Origin of the sequence: Saccharopolyspora oryzae, from assembly GCF_027853915.1 — a bacterium.
In the GTDB taxonomy this organism is placed as follows: Bacteria; Actinomycetota; Actinomycetes; order Mycobacteriales; family Pseudonocardiaceae; genus Saccharopolyspora; species Saccharopolyspora oryzae.
Genome location: NZ_JAQGLA010000007.1, coordinates 160,242 through 179,723 on the forward strand (window position 1 = coordinate 160,242; position 19,482 = coordinate 179,723).

Genomic DNA, 19,482 nt, shown 5'->3' on the forward strand with positions numbered 1-19,482 from the left:
AGAAGCACGCATGCGAGTTGTTGTGGCACTGGGCGGGAACGCCCTGGCCAGGCGCGGGGAACCGATGACCGCCGACCGGCTGCGGGCCAACGTGAAGTCGACCTGCCAGGCGCTGGCCGGGCTGGCGCGCGAGCACGAGGTCGTCATCACCCACGGCAACGGGCCGCAGGTCGGACTACTCGCCCTGCAGAACCTCGCTTACCAGGACGTCGCCGCCTACCCCCTGGACATCCTCGGCGCCGAGACCCAGGGCATGATCGGCTACGTCGTCCAGCAGGAGCTCACCAACGCCCTCGGCGGCGAGCGCGAGGTCGCGGCGGTGCTCACCACGACCGTCGTGGACGAGGACGACCCGGCCTTCGACCGGCCGACGAAGCTGATCGGCCCGACCTACTCCGCGCAGGACGCGGCCGAGGCGGCGGCCGAGTACCGCTGGACGATCGCCCGCGACGGCGCCAACTTCCGCCGCGTCGTCCCCTCGCCGAACCCGGTCCGCGTGGTGCAGGCGCCGATGGTCCGGCTGCTGCTGGAGAACAACCGGCTCGTCGTGTGCGTCGGTGGCGGCGGCGTCCCCGTCAAGACCGATTCGAAGGGGCGCGAGGCGGGCATGCAGGCGGTCGTCGACAAGGACCTCGCGAGCGCCGCGCTGGCCGCCGAGCTCGAAGCGGACACGCTGATCATGCTCACCGACGGCGACTACGTCAGCGAGAACTGGGGAACCCCGCAGCAGCGCGACATCCTGACCGCCTCGGCGGACGCGATCTCCGAACTCGCCTTCGCCGAAGGCTCCATGAAGCCGAAGGTCGACGCCGCGATCCGCGTGGCCCGAGCCGGCGGCCGGGCCCTCATCGGCCCGCTCGACCGCCTCGACGACCTGCTGGCCCGCAAGGTCGGCACCGAGATCCGCGGCGAGCTCGACGAAGGCATCATCTTCGCCTGATCCACCGCACCGCCCGCCCGGCCATCACCGCCGCCGGGCGGGCGGAACTGCTTCAGAGCCCGGACAAACTTCCGAACTCGGACGAAACCACTTCGCGCGCAACGCTTTCCGGCCCACGGCTTCACCGCGAGTAGTCGACCGGGCACCGTCGGAGACCTCGTGGCGGTTCCGCTCCGCATCCGTTCGAATACTGGGAATAACATTCCCAGTCACTGGGAGAAATAACTGGGCAGCCGCACACCGCCGACGTACTGTCCCCGCCGTGACCAGCCCGGAAACGAACCGGAAGGCCGGTAGACGAGCTGCGCAGATCCTGGCGGTGTTCGCCGAGCAGGAGAGCGTGACCGCGGAGGAGATCTCCGCCCGCACCGGCATTCCCTCCAGCGCCGTGTACCGGCACCTGACGGCGTTCGTCGAGATCGGCCTGGTGCACCAGGGACGCACCCGCGGCCGCTACTGCGCTGGATCGCTGACGGTGCAGCTGGCCGAGAACTACCGGCGCGAAGTGCTCAGCCAAGGCGGCGTGCGACTCCGGCTCCGGCGGTTGGCCACCGACACCGACGAACTCGCCGCGTTCCTCATCGCCCGCGACAACGACGTGCTCTGCATCGAAGCCGCCGAGGGAACGCGGGTCATCCGGTGCAGCTTCTCCCCCGGGCTGAGCAAACCGCTCACCTTCGGTGCGAGCGCACAAGCCCTGCTGGCGCACCTCCCCGCGGACCGGGTCGAGCGTGCCGCCGCAGCGCACGGGCTGAGCACCGCGCAGGTCGAGAAGTTGGAGGTCGACCTGCGCCGCGTGCGGGACCAGGGCTTCGCGATCAGCGTCGGTCAGGTCGATCCCGGGGTGTGGGGCGTCAGCGTGCCCGTGCTGGGCCGCAAGCACGACCTCGTCGGCGTGGTCAGCACGATGGCCCCGGATTTCCGCGTCCGAGCGCGACGCGAATCCCTCATCACGCTCACCCACGCCGCAGCGCAGGACATCAGCAGACTGGAGGCGTACGCGTGAGCACAGCCGCTCCCGAGTGGACCGGGCGCACGGACGGACCCGGGCCGGAACATCGCAGGTGGCACAACGCGATCGGCGAATCCCCCGGTACCGCCGGCGTTTCGCTGATCGGTTTCCCCAGCGACATCGGAGTCCGCCGCAACGGTGGCCGTCCGGGCGCGCAGGCGGGCCCTGGCGCGATCCGCGCCGCGCTGGGTTCGTTCGCGATCCCGCCGGAGGTCGTCGTGCACGACGCCGGCGATGTTGCCGTCACCGGTGATGCCCTCGAAGCGGCGCAGGACGACCTCGCCGGAGCTGTCGCGGCACAACTGGGCGCCGGAAACCTCCCGTTCGTGCTCGGCGGCGGGCACGAAACGGCCTACGGCTCCTACCTCGGGCTCGCGCGCAGCGGCCTGCTGGACGGGCGGCGCCTGGGCGTGCTCAACCTCGACGCGCACTTCGACCTGCGGGAAGCCGAGCGCCCGTCGTCCGGCACCCCGTTCCGGCAGATCGCCGCCGCCGAAGCCGAGCGCGGCGCCGAGTTCACCTACGCGGCGATCGGGATCAGCCAGCCGGGCAACACCGCCGCGCTGTTCACCACGGCGGCCGAGCTCGGCGTCCGCCACCTGCTGGACCTCGACTGCCAGGAGCGGCACGTCGAGGACGTCCTCGAGTTCGTCCGGGCCTTCACCGCGGACGTCGACGCGCTGTACCTGTCGATCGATCTCGACGTGCTCCCCGCCGCGCAGGCGCCCGGAGTCAGCGCCCCTTCGACCCTCGGCGTACCCGCCGCTGTCGTCGTCGAAGTGTGCCGGCTGGTCGGCGACGACCCGAAGCTCGTGCTGGCCGACATCACCGAGCTGAACCCCACCTACGACATCGACCACCGCACCGCTCGGATCGCGGCCCGCCTCGTGCACACGATCACGATGGGCGCTGCCGACCGATCTGTCCCGGAAGGACACTGAGATGCCCCGTCAGCGGACCTGGGCGCGGTTAGCGACCGCACTCCTCACCTGTCTGCTCGTGCTCGTGCCCACGGGCGCGGCGACCGCGCAAGAACCTCCTCCCACCGACAAGCTCGCGGCACTGCGGTCCGGCCAGGTCCCGCTGCGGGTCGGCACCGACGCGACCTTCCCGCCGTTCGAGTTCACCGACGCCGGCGGCAACCAGCTCGGTTTCGACGTCGACCTGGTCCGGGCGCTGGCCGCCCGGGCCGGGATCAAGAACGTCGAGTTCGTCCAGATGCCGTTCGGCAACATCGTTCCCGCGCTGCAGGCCAACCAGATCGACGTGGGCGCCTCGGCGATCTACATCAGCGCCGAACGCGCCAAAGCCGTTGATTTCACCGACGTCTACTACCCCGGCGGCCTCGCCATCTTCGCCAACGAGAAGGACAACTCGATCGGCTCGCTGAAGGACCTGGCGGGCAAGCGGGTCGCTGTCCAGGTGGGCACGAAGTCCGTCGAGTGGCTCAAGCAGCACCAGCCCGCCGCGCAGCTGATCACGGTGCAGACCAACGAGCAGATGTTCTCGTCGGCGCGGCTGGGGCAGGCCGACGCCGTGGTGACCGGCGCCCCGGGCGGCAAGTACTTCATCGCCCAGCAGGGCGGTCTCAAGCAGGTCGGCGACCGGCTGACCGAGGAGAACTACGGCTACGCCTTCCAGAAGGCCGATCCGGCCCTGCGGGACGCGTTCAACACCGCGCTCAAGCAGATGCGCGACGACGGCTCCTACCAGCAGACCACCGACAAGTGGTTCGGCGCGGAGGCCACCGCCGCCAAGCCGGCCGAACACCCGCTGTTCAACGTCACCACCATCGTCGAGTCCTCGGGCCAGATCTGGCAGGGCCTGCTGGTCAGCCTCCAGGTCATCCTGAGCGCCCTGGTGCTGAGCCTGCTGCTCGGCACCATCGGCGGTTTCGCCAAGCTCAGCCGGATCGCACCGCTGCGGTGGCTGGGCACCGCCTACGTCTCGGTGATCCGCGGAACTCCGTTCGTGGTCCAGCTGTTCTTCATCTACTTCGGACTCCCGCAGCTCGGTCTGCAGCTTCCCCCGATGGCCGCCGGGATCATCGCCCTCGGGCTCTACAGCGGCTCGTACGTGACCGAGATCTTCCGCGGTGCCGTGCAGTCCGTCGATCGCGGTCAGCTGGAAGCGTCGCGGTCGTGCGGGATGTCGCACGCCGCGGCGATGCGCCACGTGATCATCCCGCAGGCGTTCCTGCGCATGCTCCCGCCGCTGGGCAACGAGTTCGTGTCGATGACGAAGAACTCGGCGCTGGTGTCGTTCGTGACCATCCACGAGCTGTTCCTGGTGGGGCAGACCATCATCTCCCGCACGTTCGACGCGTTGACGGTCTACCTGTTCATCGGCCTCATCTACTACCTGATCACCAACCTCATCGGTTTCGCGACGAGCACCATCGAGAAGAAGATGGCGGTGTACATCTGATGGCACTACTCGAAGTCAAGGACCTGACCAAGAGCTACGGCGAGGTCGAGGTGCTGCGCGGGATCGACTTCACCATCGAGCCCGGCCAGGTGGTCGCGGTGATCGGCCCCAGCGGCGGCGGCAAGTCCACCTTCCTGCGCTGCCTGAACCTGCTGGAAACCCCGACCGCCGGCAGCGTGCGCTTCGACGGCGAGGAGCTGACCGGCCGCGGTGTCGACCTCAACCGGCTGCGGTCCCGGATGGGCATGGTGTTCCAGCACTTCAACCTGTTCCCCAACATGACCGTGCTGCGCAACGTCGTGCTGCCCCAGATGAACGTGCTCAAGAGGTCCAAGGCCGAGGCCGAGGCGAAGGCCCGCCGCCTGCTGGAGCGCGTCGGCATGCTCGAACGCGCCGACGCCCACCCGAACAGGCTGTCCGGCGGGCAGAAGCAGCGCGTCGCGATCGTCCGCGCCGCGGCGATGGACCCGAAGCTGATGCTCTTCGACGAACCGACGTCCGCGCTGGACCCGGAGGTCGTCCAGGACGTCCTGGACATCATGTCCGAGCTCGCCGACGACGGCATGACCATGGTCGTCGTCACCCACGAGATGGGCTTCGCCCGCAAGGTCGCCGACCGCGTCGTGTTCGTCGACGGCGGCAACATCGTCGCCGACCTCCCACCGGACGAGTTCTTCTCCGACGACAACACCAATCCCCGGATCCGCACCTTCCTGGACAAGGTCCTCTGACCGGTTCCGCCCGTCCGGCGACCACCACCGCCGGACGGGCGGAGCCCGCATCACGAGCTCCTGCGCCGCGCATCGAAGATCTGCAGTTTCAATTGAAACTGCGGTCCACTGTGGGTGAGATCTGCAGTTTCAATTGAAACTGCGGCCCCGGAGAAGGTCTCGCGGCACGGCCCAGCCGGTCCGAAGCGGAACCGACCGGGCCGTGCGGTGATCAGTCGCGTTGCTTCACCGAAGTGGTTGCTGTTCCCCAGCATTCGAGGTCGGTCAGGCCGATCGATGCCGGGTCGAAGGTCGGGTCCTGGCCGCGACGTCGTTGGGCGTCGAAGTCGCGCAGGGCCCGGAGGGCCGGTTTGGCCAGCAGCAGCAGGCACAGCATGTTGACCCACGCCAGCGCCGCGTAGCCGACGTCGCCGATCGCCCAGATCAGGTCGGCGGACTGCACCGCTCCCCAGAACGTCATGCCCAGCAGGACGGTCTTGAGGATCGCGGTGGCCGTCGTCGGGGTGCGGCCGAGCACGTAGGTCAGGTTCGTCTCGCTGATGTAGTAGAAGGCCACCAGCGTCGAGAACGCGAACAGCGCGATCGCCACCGCGACGAACGGGCCGCCCGCGCCGAAGAACACCGAGTCCATCGCCGCCTGGGTGTAGGCCGGGCCCGCTTCGACGCCCGGCAGGTTCGTCGCCAGCGCAGGACCACCGGCCGGCTCGACGTTGTAGGCGCCGGTCACGATGATCATCAGCCCGGTCGCCATGCAGATGAACAGGGTGTCGATGTAGATCGAGAAGCACTGCACGAGGCCTTGCTTGGCCGGGTGGGAGACCTGGGCCGCGGCCGAACCGTAGGTGCCCTCGCCGACCCCGGCGACGTTGGAGAACAGGGCGCGGCGCACGCCCCACGCGATCGCCGAGCCCAGGATGCCGCCGAACACCGAATTGGCGCCGAAAGCGCTGGAGAGCACGAGCCCGGCAGCGGCGGGCAGCGCGCTGATGTTGAAGGCCAGCACGACCAGCGCGCCGAGGATGTAGGCACCGGCCATGAACGGCACGATGACCTCGACAAACTTCACGATGCGCTGCCGCCCGCCGATGACGATGAACGCCAGCGCCGCGGTGATCACCAGGCCGGTGATCCACGGGTCGACGCCCAGGGCGGAGTCGAAGCTGCTGGAGATGGCGTTGGACTGGACGCCGGGCGCCAGCACCGCGTAGAGCAGCGCGGCGACGGATGCGGCCACGACGGCGACCTTGCGCAGGCCGAGGCCTTTCTCGATGTAGTAGGGAATTCCGCCCCGGAACTGCCCGTCGATCCGGCGCTTGTAGATCTGGGCGAGGGTGGACTCCACGAACGCCGTCGCCCCGCCGAGGAAGGCCATCGCGGCCATCCAGAACAGCGCCCCCGGCCCGCCCGCGGCGATCGCGGTCGCCACGCCGGCGATGTTGCCGACGCCGACCCGGCTCGACAGCGTCAGCGACAGCGCCTGGAACGGGGAGATCCCCTCCTCGGACTTCTCCCCCTTCAGCAGCTGCCGGAGCATCTCGGGGAGCAGGCGGATCTGCATGCACCGGGTCAGGACCGTCAGCAGCAGCCCGAAGCCCAGCACCAGGACGATCAGCGGTGTCCAGAGCCAGTCGTTGATCTGCGTCAACACATCCATCCGCGTGGTCCTCCTCGTTGAGCCGGCGAATGAGCGGTGTGACATATAACATTGCACAGAATCCGGCGTCTAGTCCCACCAGCGAAAACGATGCGCAACGGAGGCACCGAACATCGCGCACGAGCCGGAGAGCGGACGCGGAGGGACAAGTCGGGCGGCCCGGATCGGGGTCTTGTCAGCGCTCAGTGCAATGTCACATACTACGGCCGTTCGCATCTCCCCCTGAACGAAGCGGAGGCTCGATGACCGAGCAGCTCAAGCCCTGGCACGGCATCCACGTCGCCTCGGCCCTGCAGTTCGACGACGACCTTGCGGTCGACTACGACGGCTTCGCCGAGCACGTCCAGTGGCTCGCCGCGAACGGGATGCACGGCATCACGCCGAACGGCTCGCTGGGCGAGTACCAGACGCTGACCGCCGAAGAACGCGCCCGCGTGGTGACCACCGCGATCGAAGCCGCACCCGAGGGCTTCCACGTGATGCCCGGTGTCGCCGCCTACGGCGCGCTCGAAACCCGCCGCTGGGTGGAGCACGCCGCCGAGGCGGGTGCGCACTCGGTGCTGATGCTGCCCCCGAACGTCTACCGGGCCGACCGCGAAGCGATCGTGGAGCACTACCGGATCGCGGCCGAGGTCGGACTTCCGATCGTGGCCTACAACAACCCGTACGACACCAAGATCGACCTCTCCCCCGCGCTGCTGGCCGAGCTGCACGCCGAGGGCTACATCGTCGGGGTCAAGGAGTTCACCGGCGACGTGCGGCGGGCCTACGAGATCAAGGAGCTCGCGCCCGAGCTCGACCTGCTGATCGGCACCGACGACGTCCTGCTCGAACTGGGCCTGGCCGGTGCGGTGGGCTGGATCGCCGGCTACCCCAACGCCCTGCCCGCGGCCAGCCTCGAGCTCTACGAGCTGGCCACCTCCGGCAACCCGGCCGACATCGCCAAGGCGCTGCCGATCTACCGCGACCTGCACCCGCTGCTGCGCTGGGACTCCAAGACCGAGTTCGTGCAGGCGATCAAGCTGTCGATGGACGTGGTCGGCCGCAAGGGCGGCAAGTGCCGTCCGCCGCGCTCGCCGCTGGCCACGGAGAGCGCCGACAAGATCATCGCCGACACCAAGGACGTCCTGGCCAAGGGCTACAAGTGAGCTGGCGGGGTGGGGCGGTGACGTCCCACCCCGGCTCCTCCCACGACCACCGCGCACCAGACGGGAAGGCACCACCGATGACGACCACCGAGCCGCGCGCGCTCACCGCCCCGGCAGAACCGACCACCGCCGGGGAAGTCGACCGGATCGTCGCAGCATCCGCCGAAGCCGGGCGCGTCTGGGCGAGCACCAGTCGCACCGACCGCGCCCGCGTGCTCGACGCCGTCGCCGACGCGCTCGACGCCGCAGCACCGGTGCTGATCCCGACCGCACAGCGCGAAACCCGCCTGGCCGAAGGCAGGTTGACCGGTGAGCTCAAGCGCACCACGTTCCAGCTCCGGCTGTTCGCCGAGACGATCCGCGAGGGCGGCTACCTCGACGCACGGATCGACCACGCCGACCCGGAGTGGCCGATGGGCGCACCGCGTCCGGACCTGCGCCGCTCCCAGGTCCCGGTCGGCCCGGTCGTGGTCTTCGCGGCCAGCAACTTCCCGTTCGCCTTCAGCGTCGCCGGGGGTGACACCGCGTCCGCGCTCGCCGCGGGCTGCCCGGTCGTCCTGAAAACCCACCCCGGACACCCGGATCTGTCCGCGACCACCGGTGCCGTGGTGCGCGATGCGCTGGTGCACGCGGGTGCACCGGACGGGCTGTTCGACCTCGTCTGGGGCGAAGAAGCCGGCCGGGCCGCCCTGTCGCACCCGCTGGTCAAGGCGGGCGCCTTCACCGGTTCCCTCGCGGGCGGGCGGGCCCTGTTCGACGTCGCCAGCTCGCGCCCCGAGCCGATCCCGTTCTTCGGCGAATTGGGCAGCGTCAACCCGGTTTTCGTGACCCGCGCCGCCGACGAGGCCCGGGGCGCCGACATCGCCGCGGAGTTCGTCGGCTCCTTCACCCTCGGGGCCGGGCAGTTCTGCACCAAACCCGGGCTGCTGCTCGTTCCCACCTCGGCCGCGGTCACCGAAACCTTGCGCGGCACCGAGTTGTCGCAGTCCGCACCGATGCTCAACGACCGCATCGTCGCCGGCTACCACAAGACCCTCGAAGCGTTGAGCGCCAAACTCGGTGTCGAGGTCTTGCGCAGCGGCCCGAGCCCGGACGGCGAGGCGCCGACTCCGACGCTGCTCACCACCGACGTCGCCACCCTGCTCGCCGACCTCGACGGTCTGCTCACCGAGTGCTTCGGCCCGGCCGCGCTGGTGGTGACCTACGACGACGAGCAGGAACTCGTCCAGGTCGCCGAGGCCATCGACGGTCAGCTCACCGCAACCCTGATCGCCGAGGACACCGACGCCGTCGCCGCCGACCTCACCCGGGTCCTGGTCGACAAGGCCGGACGTCTGCTGTGGAACCAGTGGCCCACCGGGGTTTCGGTGACCTACGCCCAGCAGCACGGCGGCCCCTACCCCGCCACCACCGCCCCGGCGACGACCTCGGTCGGAACCGCCGCGATCGCCCGGTTCCTGCGGCCGGTGGCGTTCCAGAACTTCCCGCAACACCTGCTGCCTGATGAACTGTCCGACACTTTAACCACACCTCGAACTCGTTTTGCGTAGCGGTGCCGGTAGCGGAACCTCAGACGCCGCCTGGACTGCGGGTGCCCAACTTTATGTATGCCAATACACGGCAGTTGGGCCGTCCTCGCCAGGCGACGCCTGAGAACCCGCGGCGGTGCAAGCTGCGAGGGTGGGCTATTCGCCTAACGGCGAATACAAGCAAAAGAACACAAACCAGGATCAAAGACAGCCATCCAGAACCGGCGCAGCCGCGTTCGCAGCCGAAAGGAACGGTCGATGAGGACCAGCCGCGTCCTGCACGCCGTGGATTCCCACACCGAGGGCATGCCCACCCGCGTCATCACCGGCGGCGTCGGGGTCATCCCCGGGTCGACGATGGCCGAACGGCGGCAGTGGTTCATCGACAACAACGATGACCTGCGCACGCTGCTGATGTGCGAGCCGCGCGGCCACTCCTCCATGTCCGGGTCGATCCTGCAGCCGCCGACCCGCCCGGACGCGGACTGGGGCGTGCTGTTCATCGAGGTCTCCGGCCTGCTGCCGATGTGCGGGCACGGCACCATCGGCACCGCCACCGTGCTGGTCGAGACCGGGATGGTGCCGGTGACCGAACCGGTCACCCAGGTCCGCCTGGACACCCCGGCCGGGCTCGTGGTCGCCGACGTCGAGGTCCGCGACGGGCACGCCGAATCGGTGACGATCAAGAACGTGCCCTCCTTCAGCCACGCGCTCGACCAGCAGGTCGAGGTGCCCGGCTTCGGCGCGGTCGGCTACGACATCGCCTTCGGCGGCAACTTCTACGCCATCGTCGACCTGGACTCCCTGGGGCTGCCGTTCGAGCGCTCGGCCAAGCAGCAGCTCCTCGACGCCGGTCTGTCCATCATGGCCGCGATCAACGAGCAGGCCCGGCCGGTGCACCCCGAGCGCCCCGACATCGCCGGCTGCCACCACGTCTACCTCAAAGCGCCGGGCTCGACCGCGAAGCACTCGCGGCACGCGATGGCCATCCACCCGGGCTGGTTCGACCGCTCGCCGTGCGGCACCGGCACCAGCGCCCGGATGGCCCAGCTGCACGCCCGCGGCGAACTCGCCCTCGACACCGACTTCACCAACGAATCGTTCATCGGCACGACGTTCGTGGGCCGGCTCGTCGAGGAGACCGAGGTGGGCGGTCGCCCCGCGGTGGTCCCGACGATCACCGGGCGCGCCTGGGTCACCGGGACCGCGCAGTACATGCTCGACCCCTCCGACCCGTTCCCGGCGGGCTTCGAGCTGTGACGACCGGATCTCCGCGCCCCGCTTCGCTTTTCGACCAGATCAACGGAGGCAGCGATGGCCCACACCGCTGACGTCGTCGTCATCGGCGCAGGCGCCCTGGGTGCCGCGTGCGCCCACTTCGCCACCGAGCAGGGCCTGCGCGTGCACGTCGTCGAACGCGGCCAGATCGCCGGCGGGACCACCAGCGCCTGCGAGGGCAACGTGCTGGTCTCGGACAAGGAGGCCGGGCACGAGCTCGACCTGGCGCTGTACTCGAACGAGGTCTGGCGCACCGACCTCGCCCCGCACAACCACCTGTGGGAGTTCGAGACCAAGGGCGGCCTGATCGTGGCCGCCACCGAGGCCGGCGCCCAGAACCTCGCCGAGCTGTCCCAGCGCCAGCGCGAAGCCGGGATCGAGGTCACCGGCGTGCCCGCCGACCGGATCCACGACTACGAACCGCACATCACCGACGGCCTGGCGGCGGCCGCGTTCTACCCGCAGGACTGCCAGGTCCAGCCGATGCTCATGGCCGCCCACCTGATCCGCCTCGCCCGCGAACGCGGGGCGCAGGTCTGGACCCGCACCGAGGTCACCGGGCTGCTGCGCGACGGCGACCGCGTCACCGGGGTGGCCACCAGCCGGGGCGCCGTCCACGCCGAGCACGTCATCAACGCCGCCGGGACCTGGGCCGGGGACATCGCCCAGCTCGCCGGGGTGAAGGTGGCGATCATGCCGCGCCGCGGGTTCGTGCTGATCACCGAACCGCTGCCGAAGACGGTGTTCCACAAGGTCTACTCCGGTGACTACGTCGCCAGCACCACTTCCTCCGACGAGGGGCTGCAGACCTCCACCGTCATCGAGGGCACCCGCGCGGGCACCGTCCTGATCGGATCTTCCCGCGAGCGGGTCGGTTTCGACGCACGCGTTTCGCTGCCCGCGCTGCGCCAGATCGCGGCGAAGGCGTTGGACCTGTACCCGGCGCTGGCCCGGACCAAGATCATGCGCAACTACTTCGGGTTCCGCCCGTACTGCGCCGACCACCTGCCGGTGATCGGCCACGACCCGCGCGCACCCGGGCTGTGGCACGCCGCCGGGCACGAGGGCGCCGGGATCGGGCTGTCCGTCGGCTCGGCGAAGCTGCTCGTCCAGCAGATGACCGGTCGGCGACCCGATCTCGACCTCGCGCCGTTCGCACCCGAGCGCTTCGACCTCGCGGAGGCATCGTGAATCCCAGCAACTCCCCCACCACTGCCGAGCCGGAGCGCTTCGAGATCGTCTTCGACGGCCGCCCGCTGCCCGCCGTCGCCGGTCAGAGCGTCGGATCGGTGCTGGCCGGGGCCGGGATCCGGTCCTGGCGCACGACCCGCGTCCAGCACCGCCCGCGCGGCCTGTTCTGCGGGATCGGCATCTGCTACGACTGCCTGATCACCGTCGACGGCGTGCCGAACCAGCGCGCCTGCCTGGTCCCCGCGCGGCCCGGCATGGCGCTGTCGAGCACCGTGCCCGGCGAGGGCCCGTTCGGAACCGGAGACGACACCGATGCCTGAATCCCGCTTCGACATCGCCGTGGTGGGCGCGGGGCCCGCCGGGCTCGCCGCCGCCGTCACCGCAGCCGAGACCGGACGCTCGGTCGTGCTCGTCGACGCCGGCGAACAACCCGGCGGCCAGTACTGGCGCCACCCCGACGAATCCGCGCCGCGCGGCGAGGAATCGCTCGGCCACCACGACTGGTCGATCTTCACCGACTTCCGCGCACGGCTGCACCGGCTTACCGGCGACGGCCGAATCGTCCACCTGCCGCGCCGCCAGGTCTGGTTCGTCGAGCGCCCCGCCCCGGGCACCCGGGCCCACACCCTGCACCTGACCACCGCCCACGTCGAGGCGGCCCGATCCGGGGACGAGACCCCGCGTTCGGTCACCGCCGACGGGCTCGTCCTGTGCCCCGGCGGCTACGACCGCCAGCTGCCGATCCCGGGCTGGGACCTGCCCGGCGTGATGGCCGCCGGCGGCGTCCAGGCCCTGCTCAAGGGGCACCGCACCCTCGCCGGGCGGCGTGCGGTCGTCGCCGGGACGGGCCCGTTCCTGCTCCCGGTGGCCACCGGGCTCGCCGCAGCGGGCGCGGACGTCGTCGCGGTGTGCGAGGCCGGATCGGTCAGCGGCTGGGCCAAGAACCCCCTCGCCGCGGCTGCGGTCCCCGCGAAGGCCCGCGAAGCGGTCGAGTACGCGACCGCCTTGGCGCACCACCGGATCCCCTACCTCCAGCGAACGGCGATCACCGCGATCCACGGCGACGACGAGGTGCGGTCGGTCGAGCTGTCGCGGCTGGACCGCGAGGGCCGCATCCGCGACCGGACGCGCCGCGTCGACGTCGACTTGGTGGCGCTCGGCTGGGGCTTCACGCCGTCGCTCGAACTGATCACCGCGACCGGTGCCGAGACCCGCAAGGACGTCGACGACTCGCTCGTCGCGGTCGTCGACTCCGAGCAGCGGGCCACCGCGCCAGGCGTCTACGTCGCCGGTGAGGCGACTGGAGTCGGGGGTGCGCTGCTCGCCGTCGCCGAAGGCGAACTCGCCGGACTGATCGCCGCCCGGGACCAGCGGGCGACGGTGCCGCAGGCGCCCGTGCAGGCGCTGCAGAAGCGCATCGCCCGCTACCGCCGCTTCGCCGCCGCGATGCACGCCGCACACCCGGTGCCCCGCCGCTGGCACGAGTGGCTGCGCCCGGACACCACCGTCTGCCGCTGCGAGGAGGTCAGCTTCGGGCAGGTGTGCGCAGCTCGGGACGAGCTCGGTGCGGGCGACGCCCGGTCGGTCAAGATGATGGCCCGCCCGGGGATGGGCTGGTGCCAGGGCCGGGTGTGCGGCTTCGCCACGGCCCAGCTCGCCGCCGCGCAGGAAGGCCGCGAGCTCACCGCCGACGACCTGCGGCCCACCGCCAAGCAGACCTTCACCGCACCCATCTCCCTCGAGCAGCTCGCCGAGGCCCCGCGGGACGAGTGAGCGGCGCTGTACCACGTCACATACCATGGCGAGGAGGAGAACGGGGAGGTCGAGGTGGCTCCGAGCCTGGTTCAGATGGAGAAGGTCAGCCTGCGCGACCGCGTGGGCCGGGCCCTGCGGGCGGCGATCATCTCCGGTGAGATGGAACCCGGCGTCGTGTACTCGGCGCCTTCGCTCGGCGCCAGGTTCGGCGTCTCGGCGACCCCGGTCCGCGAGGCGATGCTCGACCTGGTCCGCGAAGACCTCGTCGAAATCGTGCCGAACAAGGGCTTCCGGGTCACCGAGGTCAGCGAGGCCGACCTCGACCAGATCACCGAGATCCGGCTGCTGATCGAGCCCCCCGCGGTCCGCAAGATCACCCCGGTCATCCCGGAGGCGGACTTCGCCGAGCTGCGGGAGCTCGCGCAGAACATCGTCACCGGAGCCGAGGCCGGTGACCTGGTCGACTACACCGAGGCCGACCGCGTCTTCCACCTGCGCCTGCTCTCCTACGCCGACAACCCGCGGCTGACCAACCTGGTGTCGGACCTGCGCGCCCGCACCCGCCTCTTCGGCCTGGCGGCACTGCGCGAACGCGGCGAACTGGTCGGCGTCGCGCGCGAGCACCACGACATCGTCGACGCGATCGAGTCCCGGGACCAGGACGCCGTCGAGTCCGCGATGCGCGACCACATCAGCCAGGTCCGGGGCCGCTGGGCCAGCCCAGCAGCGGAGTAGCCGCCCGATCCCGCCGCTAGTGCGGGGTTCTGGCAAATCCCGGTCTGTCCGGGTGATCGCGTGGGACACTCCTGGGCGGTTGTGTCCGTCGACCTAGGGGCCTGCGATGAGTCGACCTTCCAGCACCCGGAGCTTGGCGGAGGCGCTCAACGAGCTGAAGCATTCCAGCTACCACGACCCCCAGAACTCGGTGCGCAGCTGGCTGGTCGAAAACGATGGCACCGCCTGATCAGACCAACAAGCGCTTTGCGCCCCTCCCCCGTCCCGGGATGCGAACAAGCCACTGACCAGCGGTTTCACCCCGCCCTGGGACGCTCCCGCACCACGAACGAGACTCCCGGAGCACGTCCGGACACGCGAAAACACCTCGTAGCTCTCCCGATCGATGGCGTCGAGGTTGCGGTTCTCGGCCTCGGCGGCCTCGGCGGCCTCGGTGAAGGCCCGCATCTGCTCAACGATCCGGACGCCCTCCTGCCCGAGCTCCACGCCTGTGGGCATGATGCCGGTCCCTTCTGCGTTGGGGGTTCCCGGATCGACCGGACATGTACGAGGCTCGCACCGCACCGGTGCAGGCAGCAGGGACTCGTCACGCTGTGCTCGCCAGCCCGGCGCGGAAGTTGGTAGAGGGCGCGACAAGAGGGCCTGCGTAGAATTTCTTTGCAGCAATGCTAAATGAAAATCGGCCGATCTGGGTATTCCAAAGAGCAGGCCCAACACGGATCCTCCGCCAACGGCTGGACCAGAGTATGCGAGCGCAATTCCGATGCATTTCCACCATTGACCGGCAACGGAGGAACTATAAGCAATATAGCCACCTAAGGTGAGCAAAAAAGATGAATATAGCCCAATATTAAACACATAGGATTTTTCTTATATAGGACGAAACAGGGTCTTCCTCAGGTCCTTTCGTGGCGTCCGGATTGGGGTTCGTAATCATGATCATCCCCAGAACTGCCAGCCGCGCCGCCAGCCTGCGGCCACACGAAAGTGGCCCACGCGGGGCGCGGCGTTCATTGATCCGTGCGTCCTGGTGTACCGGCTCATGCCCGCCCGAAGGACACACGCCCGCGAGCGCCGACGGATTGGCTCGGCTAGGGCCATGTGCTTGGCAACCGGTCACCCGGGGGCTTCCGGCGTGGTGCGCCGGCATAAGGTGCCCGGAGCAGTTCGCTCGAGCAGACACCTCACGGCTAGAAAGACGTACGGTGCCTGACGACAGATTTGGAGATTCGGTTGCCCTGGAGCGGGCAAGCCTCGCACTGCGAACGGCTTGGGGAGACGGACCACGGGGCCCATCCCGGCACCGCCCAGGCCAACTCAACGCTTCACCACCAACCAGGGGTTAGAGCCCAAACCGACCTGTATCGAGCCAGCGCATGGACGTTAGATGCCAGAAGTCCGAAGCGAGACGATTCAGCACGTACTCGTACGGCATCCACCCGTATCCACCGTCGCCCCATGCAGGTCCCCATGAATTGCGAATTAGCAGCGCGCCTGTTGTGCTCGTCTGACAGACGGCGTTATCGACCGTCTTTGCGTCGTCGTAGCCCACCGCGACGATAGCGTGCCCCCACTGGGCTTCCTCACCCTCGCATGGGTACGGGATTCCTCCCTTGACTGTCGTCTTCGAGAACGACGGGAAGCCGTAGAACCCGAACATTGCGGGAATGCCGGCGGCTATGTAGGCCTTGAGGTTGCTGAGTACAGTCGCGGGGGGAACATTCAGCCCGAGTGGGTCGAGGGAGAAGTAGTTCATGGCCTCCCAATGCTCGGCGACCTCGTAGACGAAGGCCGAAGGCTCGTCGTCAAAGGTTCGAGCACCGTCTAGGCCGGGCTGGTGCGCGTCCGTGTATGGCCAGTACTTCTCCGGCGGAGTCCCGAACATCGCCAATGCACCCATTGCGGTCCGGATGTAGGCGCCTGTGTCGCCCACCCAGCCAAGGAGGTCCCGGGTTGTCTTGTAGATGAACAGCCGCGATGCGTCGATGTAGTTGTCGAAGGCCCGGCGTTCGAAATACTCGACGATACCGGCGGCTGCATTCGCCGTGCAGGAACCAAGCCCAAGTTGGTTTTCGATGGGCGAGCACCATTGTCTCAAATCGACGCTGGGGGGAACCGTTGCGGAAATTGGCCCCGCAGGGTTCTCCGGGCTCGGGACGTTTAAGGTCTGCGAAGCAGCGCGGACTGGTTCCGTCTGCGGCGTATAGTCGCGCATATCGGGCATTGGAGGTATCCATCCAGTGCCGACGATCTCACCATCTGGAAATTCGACTTGGACATTGAACGGTGTTCGCTGCTCAACAATAGTACGGGGCACCTGCATGGCTCGTTCGACATCAGCATCGTGCCCCGATACTTCCCTGATTACTCTCATGAGATTCTCCCTCGTATATCTTACTCAGCAATCTGGTACTGAACTCCAGATCGCGTACCATCGGTGCCTATCTTCTCGAATCCGGTGGTCAACGGGATCTCTCAGGGCGGAGCCTTCTGTTCAGTATCCGTCACGGCGCACCCACTTTCGGCGACAATTCGTTTCCGCCCCGAGTCTGTTCAGCCCGCTCGGTCCAGGCCATAGTCCCCAAGGTTCAGAAAAGATTCATGTTGAATCCGCAAGGCGTGCACCGTGGTCGGCAGTCGCGTCGCAGGGTCGGGTGGCCCGGGGGTGAGACCTCCACGGGCCACCCGACCCTGCCCGAGGGCTTCTTGGGTCGTTGGCAGCCCTGGAGCTATGCCCGTGCACATTGCCCATAGACACCGGCTGACGACAGCTGAGAACGGCTGAGAGTGACGGACACGGAACCGCCCCTGGCCAGTTCACACCTGACCTGGCTACTTGGTCACGGTGCCCCTCACCTCGATGGCAAGCCACGCTGATCAACTCCGCCCACTCCGCGGTGCTGATCGATGGCCCGCCCGGGGGTGATGCCCGCCTCGATCGCCGGGGCCCGACTCGCTCGACGTGGTCGAGGCGACCTGCCGCGACCCGTTCATGTCCGTCAATGCCTCATCAGCCGCCGTGTATCGGTCGATAAGCGACGACCTGCCCACCATGCTCGTCGACGAAGCCGACACCATCTTCGGCCCCAAAGCCGACGGCAATGGAAATTTCTTACCAGCGATGACGCAGGACTGCTTTAGCGATTAGCCCGAATCAGCTTCTAGATTCCCGGCATGATCACAAAAAGCTTCGAACAATCACGGTCAGTGCCATAGCTGTATTATTTCTTTCGGGCGCAGCCGTTACCGCGAACGCCAGCGCACCGCATGCGCCGGAGCCGCTTTCTTCTCGCTGCGATGGCTTCGCTTACGTGACTCCCCTCGCCGATCCGCCGGGGGAACCCTGGTCGGTCCGGATCGTGGGTGTCGATTTGACGCGGTTGGTCAACGACTCGGCTGCGATCGTGCACATCGATCCGCGGGTTGCTTTCCCCGACAGGCCCTACGACATCCATGTCGATGCCTCGCATCCGCTGAACGTCACGCAAGGGCTCTCGGGACCGAGCGCGGACATCCACGTTGCCGTGACGAACTCGACCGGCAGCTACGTCGGGTGCTCGAGCGTCTACCACGTCGTTCCGCCACCTGCATGACGTCACGATCCCGGGCCCGTCTTCACACTGCGGAGACGGGCCCTCGTCTACGGTTGAACTCCGGATGCCGACGATGCCGGGAGATCGCTCATGCCAGACCAGAATCGAGACCTTGTTTCCGCTCTGGAAGAGGCAACCCGCCTCATCCGAAATGCGCGATGCAAACCGTCACCGTCCATCCAGGAGCTGGTGACCACCAGCAGCAAAACGACTGCCCTGCTTTTTGCGCTTCAGGATCATGTCCGGTCCTTGACCGACCAGGTCGCCGAAACTCAGAACCGGATTTCCGACAACGAGGCAGGCGATTTCGCCATCGCCAGAGACGAATGGGGGAGCTTCGGAGAACGGCTCGGGCTCGTCATCCCCAAATCGATGGCATTCGGGTCCGCATTGGTTCGCCTGCAAGGAGGAACGCAGTCCCACCGGGGAGACGAGCAGTAACGCCTCCCGTTTTCAGGACTGCAGCTGGGCGACCGCAGCAGACCGCCGCATGACCAGTGTCCGCGGCCGCAGCCACCCGAGAAATTGACCGCGCCCCGGGTGGCGGAACGACGGCGGGGCCGGTCGACGTGGTGTCGACCGGCCCCGGGAGCGGTGGGTCAGCGCGCGACGAAGGCGGCCAGGAGGGCTTGGACCTCGTAGACGTCGACGCCCTTGCCGAACTGCCTGGCGATCGGCTCGGCGGTGCCGGACAGCCAGATCTTCAGCTCGGCGTCGAGGTCGAAGGTGCCCGCCGTCTCGACGGAGAAGTGGGTGATGCTGCGGTACGGGATCGAGTGGTACTCGACCTTGCGGCCGGTCATGCCCTGCTTGTCGATCAGGATCAGCCGCCGGTCGGTGAACAGGAACGAGTCCCGGATCAGCTGGTAGCCGGCGTGCACCTCCTCGCCCTGCGCGAGCAGGCGTCCGAACTCCTGCGTCGCCGCGCGGGGGTCGATGCTCGAGGCGTTGCCCATCATCCCGCCGAAGATTCCCACCTGCGCTCCTCTCGAAGATCGGATTCCGTTCGACCACCGTATCGAAATCCCGGACGGTGCCGCGTGGCCGTCACGGGGTGAGGACGAGGCGGATCGGGTCGCCGATCTTGTTCTCCAGGCGGTGGACCGCTTCCTCGGCTTCGGCCAGCGGGAGGTGGCCGGTGATGGACGGCGTCAGGTCGAGGCGGCCCGCGGCGGCCAGGCGGATCAGCTGCTCGACGTGCTCGGGGCTGGATCCGTAGTGGCCCCGGATCTGGTTGCGGTTCCAGGAGAACCGGGTGCCGTCGGTGACGGTGAGCGGCTGCGGCGTGAGTCCCGCCAGGACCAGGCTGCCGCCCCGGCACAGCGCGGTGGCCGCTTGTTCCCGCACCGCCGGGACCCCGGCGAAGTCGAAGGCGACGTCCAGGCCGCGGCCTCCGGTGGCCTCCAGCACCGCGGCGGCGAATCCCGGATCGGCCGGGTCCAGCGCCAGGTCGGCGCCGAAGGCGAGGGCTCGTTCCCGAGCGCCGGGC

20 protein-coding genes are annotated in these 19,482 nt (G+C 68.5%); 16 read left to right on the forward strand and 4 right to left on the reverse strand.

Going from position 1 to position 19,482, the window contains the following annotated elements; all coding sequences use genetic code 11:
* The first annotated feature begins 10 nt into the window (after window positions 1–10).
* The 5 genes from OU415_RS07485 (at window position 11) to OU415_RS07505 (ending at window position 5,110) form a co-directional block, all read left to right on the forward strand.
* On the forward strand, window positions 11–940 hold the full coding sequence (locus OU415_RS07485) for a carbamate kinase (RefSeq protein WP_270947850.1): 930 nt from the start codon (window positions 11–13) through the stop codon (window positions 938–940).
* 262 nt (window positions 941–1,202) lie between these two features.
* Window positions 1,203–1,946, forward strand: a complete 744-nt coding sequence (locus tag OU415_RS07490; RefSeq protein WP_270947851.1) for an IclR family transcriptional regulator — start codon at window positions 1,203–1,205, stop codon at window positions 1,944–1,946.
* Window positions 1,943–2,893 (forward strand): formimidoylglutamase, encoded by a 951-nt coding sequence (gene hutG, locus OU415_RS07495; RefSeq protein ID WP_270947852.1) that lies wholly within the window; start codon window positions 1,943–1,945, stop codon window positions 2,891–2,893. The genes OU415_RS07490 and hutG overlap by 4 nt, the downstream gene beginning before the upstream one ends.
* A 1-nt stretch (window position 2,894) precedes the next feature.
* The gene (locus OU415_RS07500; protein ID WP_270947853.1) at window positions 2,895–4,379 is read left to right on the forward strand and encodes an ABC transporter substrate-binding protein/permease; all 1,485 of its coding nucleotides are present in this window, start codon (window positions 2,895–2,897) and stop codon (window positions 4,377–4,379) included.
* Window positions 4,379–5,110, forward strand: a complete 732-nt coding sequence (locus OU415_RS07505) for an amino acid ABC transporter ATP-binding protein (protein WP_270947854.1) — start codon at window positions 4,379–4,381, stop codon at window positions 5,108–5,110. Before OU415_RS07500 ends, OU415_RS07505 begins: the two co-directional genes overlap by 1 nt.
* Before the next feature lie 211 nt (window positions 5,111–5,321).
* Here OU415_RS07505 and OU415_RS07510 read toward each other — a convergent pair whose 3' ends face one another.
* The gene (locus tag OU415_RS07510; RefSeq protein WP_270947855.1) at window positions 5,322–6,764 is read right to left on the reverse strand and encodes an alanine/glycine:cation symporter family protein; all 1,443 of its coding nucleotides are present in this window, start codon (window positions 6,762–6,764) and stop codon (window positions 5,322–5,324) included.
* Between the two features lie 242 nt (window positions 6,765–7,006).
* Here OU415_RS07510 and OU415_RS07515 point away from each other — a divergent pair, with 242 nt between their 5' ends.
* The 8 genes from OU415_RS07515 (at window position 7,007) to OU415_RS07550 (ending at window position 14,629) form a co-directional block, all read left to right on the forward strand.
* Window positions 7,007–7,912: a dihydrodipicolinate synthase family protein gene (locus OU415_RS07515; protein ID WP_270947856.1), complete on the forward strand. Its 906-nt coding sequence runs from the start codon at window positions 7,007–7,009 to the stop codon at window positions 7,910–7,912.
* Window positions 7,913–7,989: 77 nt separating this feature from the next.
* A complete protein-coding gene (locus OU415_RS07520) occupies window positions 7,990–9,462 on the forward strand; it encodes an aldehyde dehydrogenase (NADP(+)) (protein WP_270947857.1) in 1,473 nt (490 codons plus the stop codon).
* 237 nt (window positions 9,463–9,699) lie between these two features.
* Window positions 9,700–10,701, forward strand: a complete 1,002-nt coding sequence (locus OU415_RS07525) for a proline racemase family protein (protein ID WP_270947858.1) — start codon at window positions 9,700–9,702, stop codon at window positions 10,699–10,701.
* A 54-nt stretch (window positions 10,702–10,755) separates the two neighbouring features.
* Window positions 10,756–11,910, forward strand: coding sequence for an NAD(P)/FAD-dependent oxidoreductase (locus tag OU415_RS07530; protein ID WP_270947859.1), 1,155 nt, complete (start codon window positions 10,756–10,758; stop codon window positions 11,908–11,910).
* A complete protein-coding gene (locus OU415_RS07535; protein ID WP_270947860.1) occupies window positions 11,907–12,230 on the forward strand; it encodes a (2Fe-2S)-binding protein in 324 nt (107 codons plus the stop codon). Before OU415_RS07530 ends, OU415_RS07535 begins: the two co-directional genes overlap by 4 nt.
* Entirely contained in the window at window positions 12,223–13,683 is a 1,461-nt protein-coding gene (locus OU415_RS07540) for an FAD/NAD(P)-dependent oxidoreductase (RefSeq protein ID WP_270947861.1), read from the forward strand. The genes OU415_RS07535 and OU415_RS07540 overlap by 8 nt, the downstream gene beginning before the upstream one ends.
* Before the next feature lie 54 nt (window positions 13,684–13,737).
* Entirely contained in the window at window positions 13,738–14,400 is a 663-nt protein-coding gene (locus OU415_RS07545; RefSeq protein ID WP_270947862.1) for a GntR family transcriptional regulator, read from the forward strand.
* A 106-nt stretch (window positions 14,401–14,506) separates the two neighbouring features.
* Entirely contained in the window at window positions 14,507–14,629 is a 123-nt protein-coding gene (locus OU415_RS07550; protein WP_270947863.1) for a hypothetical protein, read from the forward strand.
* A gap of 1,113 nt (window positions 14,630–15,742) precedes the next feature.
* Here the strand turns inward: OU415_RS07550 and OU415_RS07555 are convergent.
* Window positions 15,743–16,774, reverse strand: a complete 1,032-nt coding sequence (locus tag OU415_RS07555; RefSeq protein WP_270947864.1) for a C1 family peptidase — start codon at window positions 16,772–16,774, stop codon at window positions 15,743–15,745.
* Window positions 16,775–17,362: 588 nt separating this feature from the next.
* Here OU415_RS07555 and OU415_RS07560 point away from each other — a divergent pair.
* The 3 genes from OU415_RS07560 (at window position 17,363) to OU415_RS07570 (ending at window position 18,434) form a co-directional block, all read left to right on the forward strand.
* Window positions 17,363–17,548, forward strand: coding sequence for a hypothetical protein (locus OU415_RS07560; protein ID WP_270947865.1), 186 nt, complete (start codon window positions 17,363–17,365; stop codon window positions 17,546–17,548).
* A gap of 163 nt (window positions 17,549–17,711) precedes the next feature.
* The gene (locus OU415_RS07565; RefSeq protein WP_270947866.1) at window positions 17,712–17,993 is read left to right on the forward strand and encodes a hypothetical protein; all 282 of its coding nucleotides are present in this window, start codon (window positions 17,712–17,714) and stop codon (window positions 17,991–17,993) included.
* 189 nt (window positions 17,994–18,182) lie between these two features.
* A complete protein-coding gene (locus OU415_RS07570; protein WP_270947867.1) occupies window positions 18,183–18,434 on the forward strand; it encodes a hypothetical protein in 252 nt (83 codons plus the stop codon).
* 158 nt (window positions 18,435–18,592) lie between these two features.
* Here OU415_RS07570 and OU415_RS07575 read toward each other — a convergent pair whose 3' ends face one another.
* Both OU415_RS07575 and OU415_RS07580 read right to left on the reverse strand, forming a co-directional pair.
* The gene (locus OU415_RS07575) at window positions 18,593–18,970 is read right to left on the reverse strand and encodes a PH domain-containing protein (protein WP_270947868.1); all 378 of its coding nucleotides are present in this window, start codon (window positions 18,968–18,970) and stop codon (window positions 18,593–18,595) included.
* A 70-nt stretch (window positions 18,971–19,040) separates the two neighbouring features.
* Window positions 19,041–19,482, reverse strand: a 442-nt coding sequence (locus OU415_RS07580) for a zinc-binding dehydrogenase (RefSeq protein ID WP_270947869.1), incomplete at its 5' end; no start/stop codon positions are given.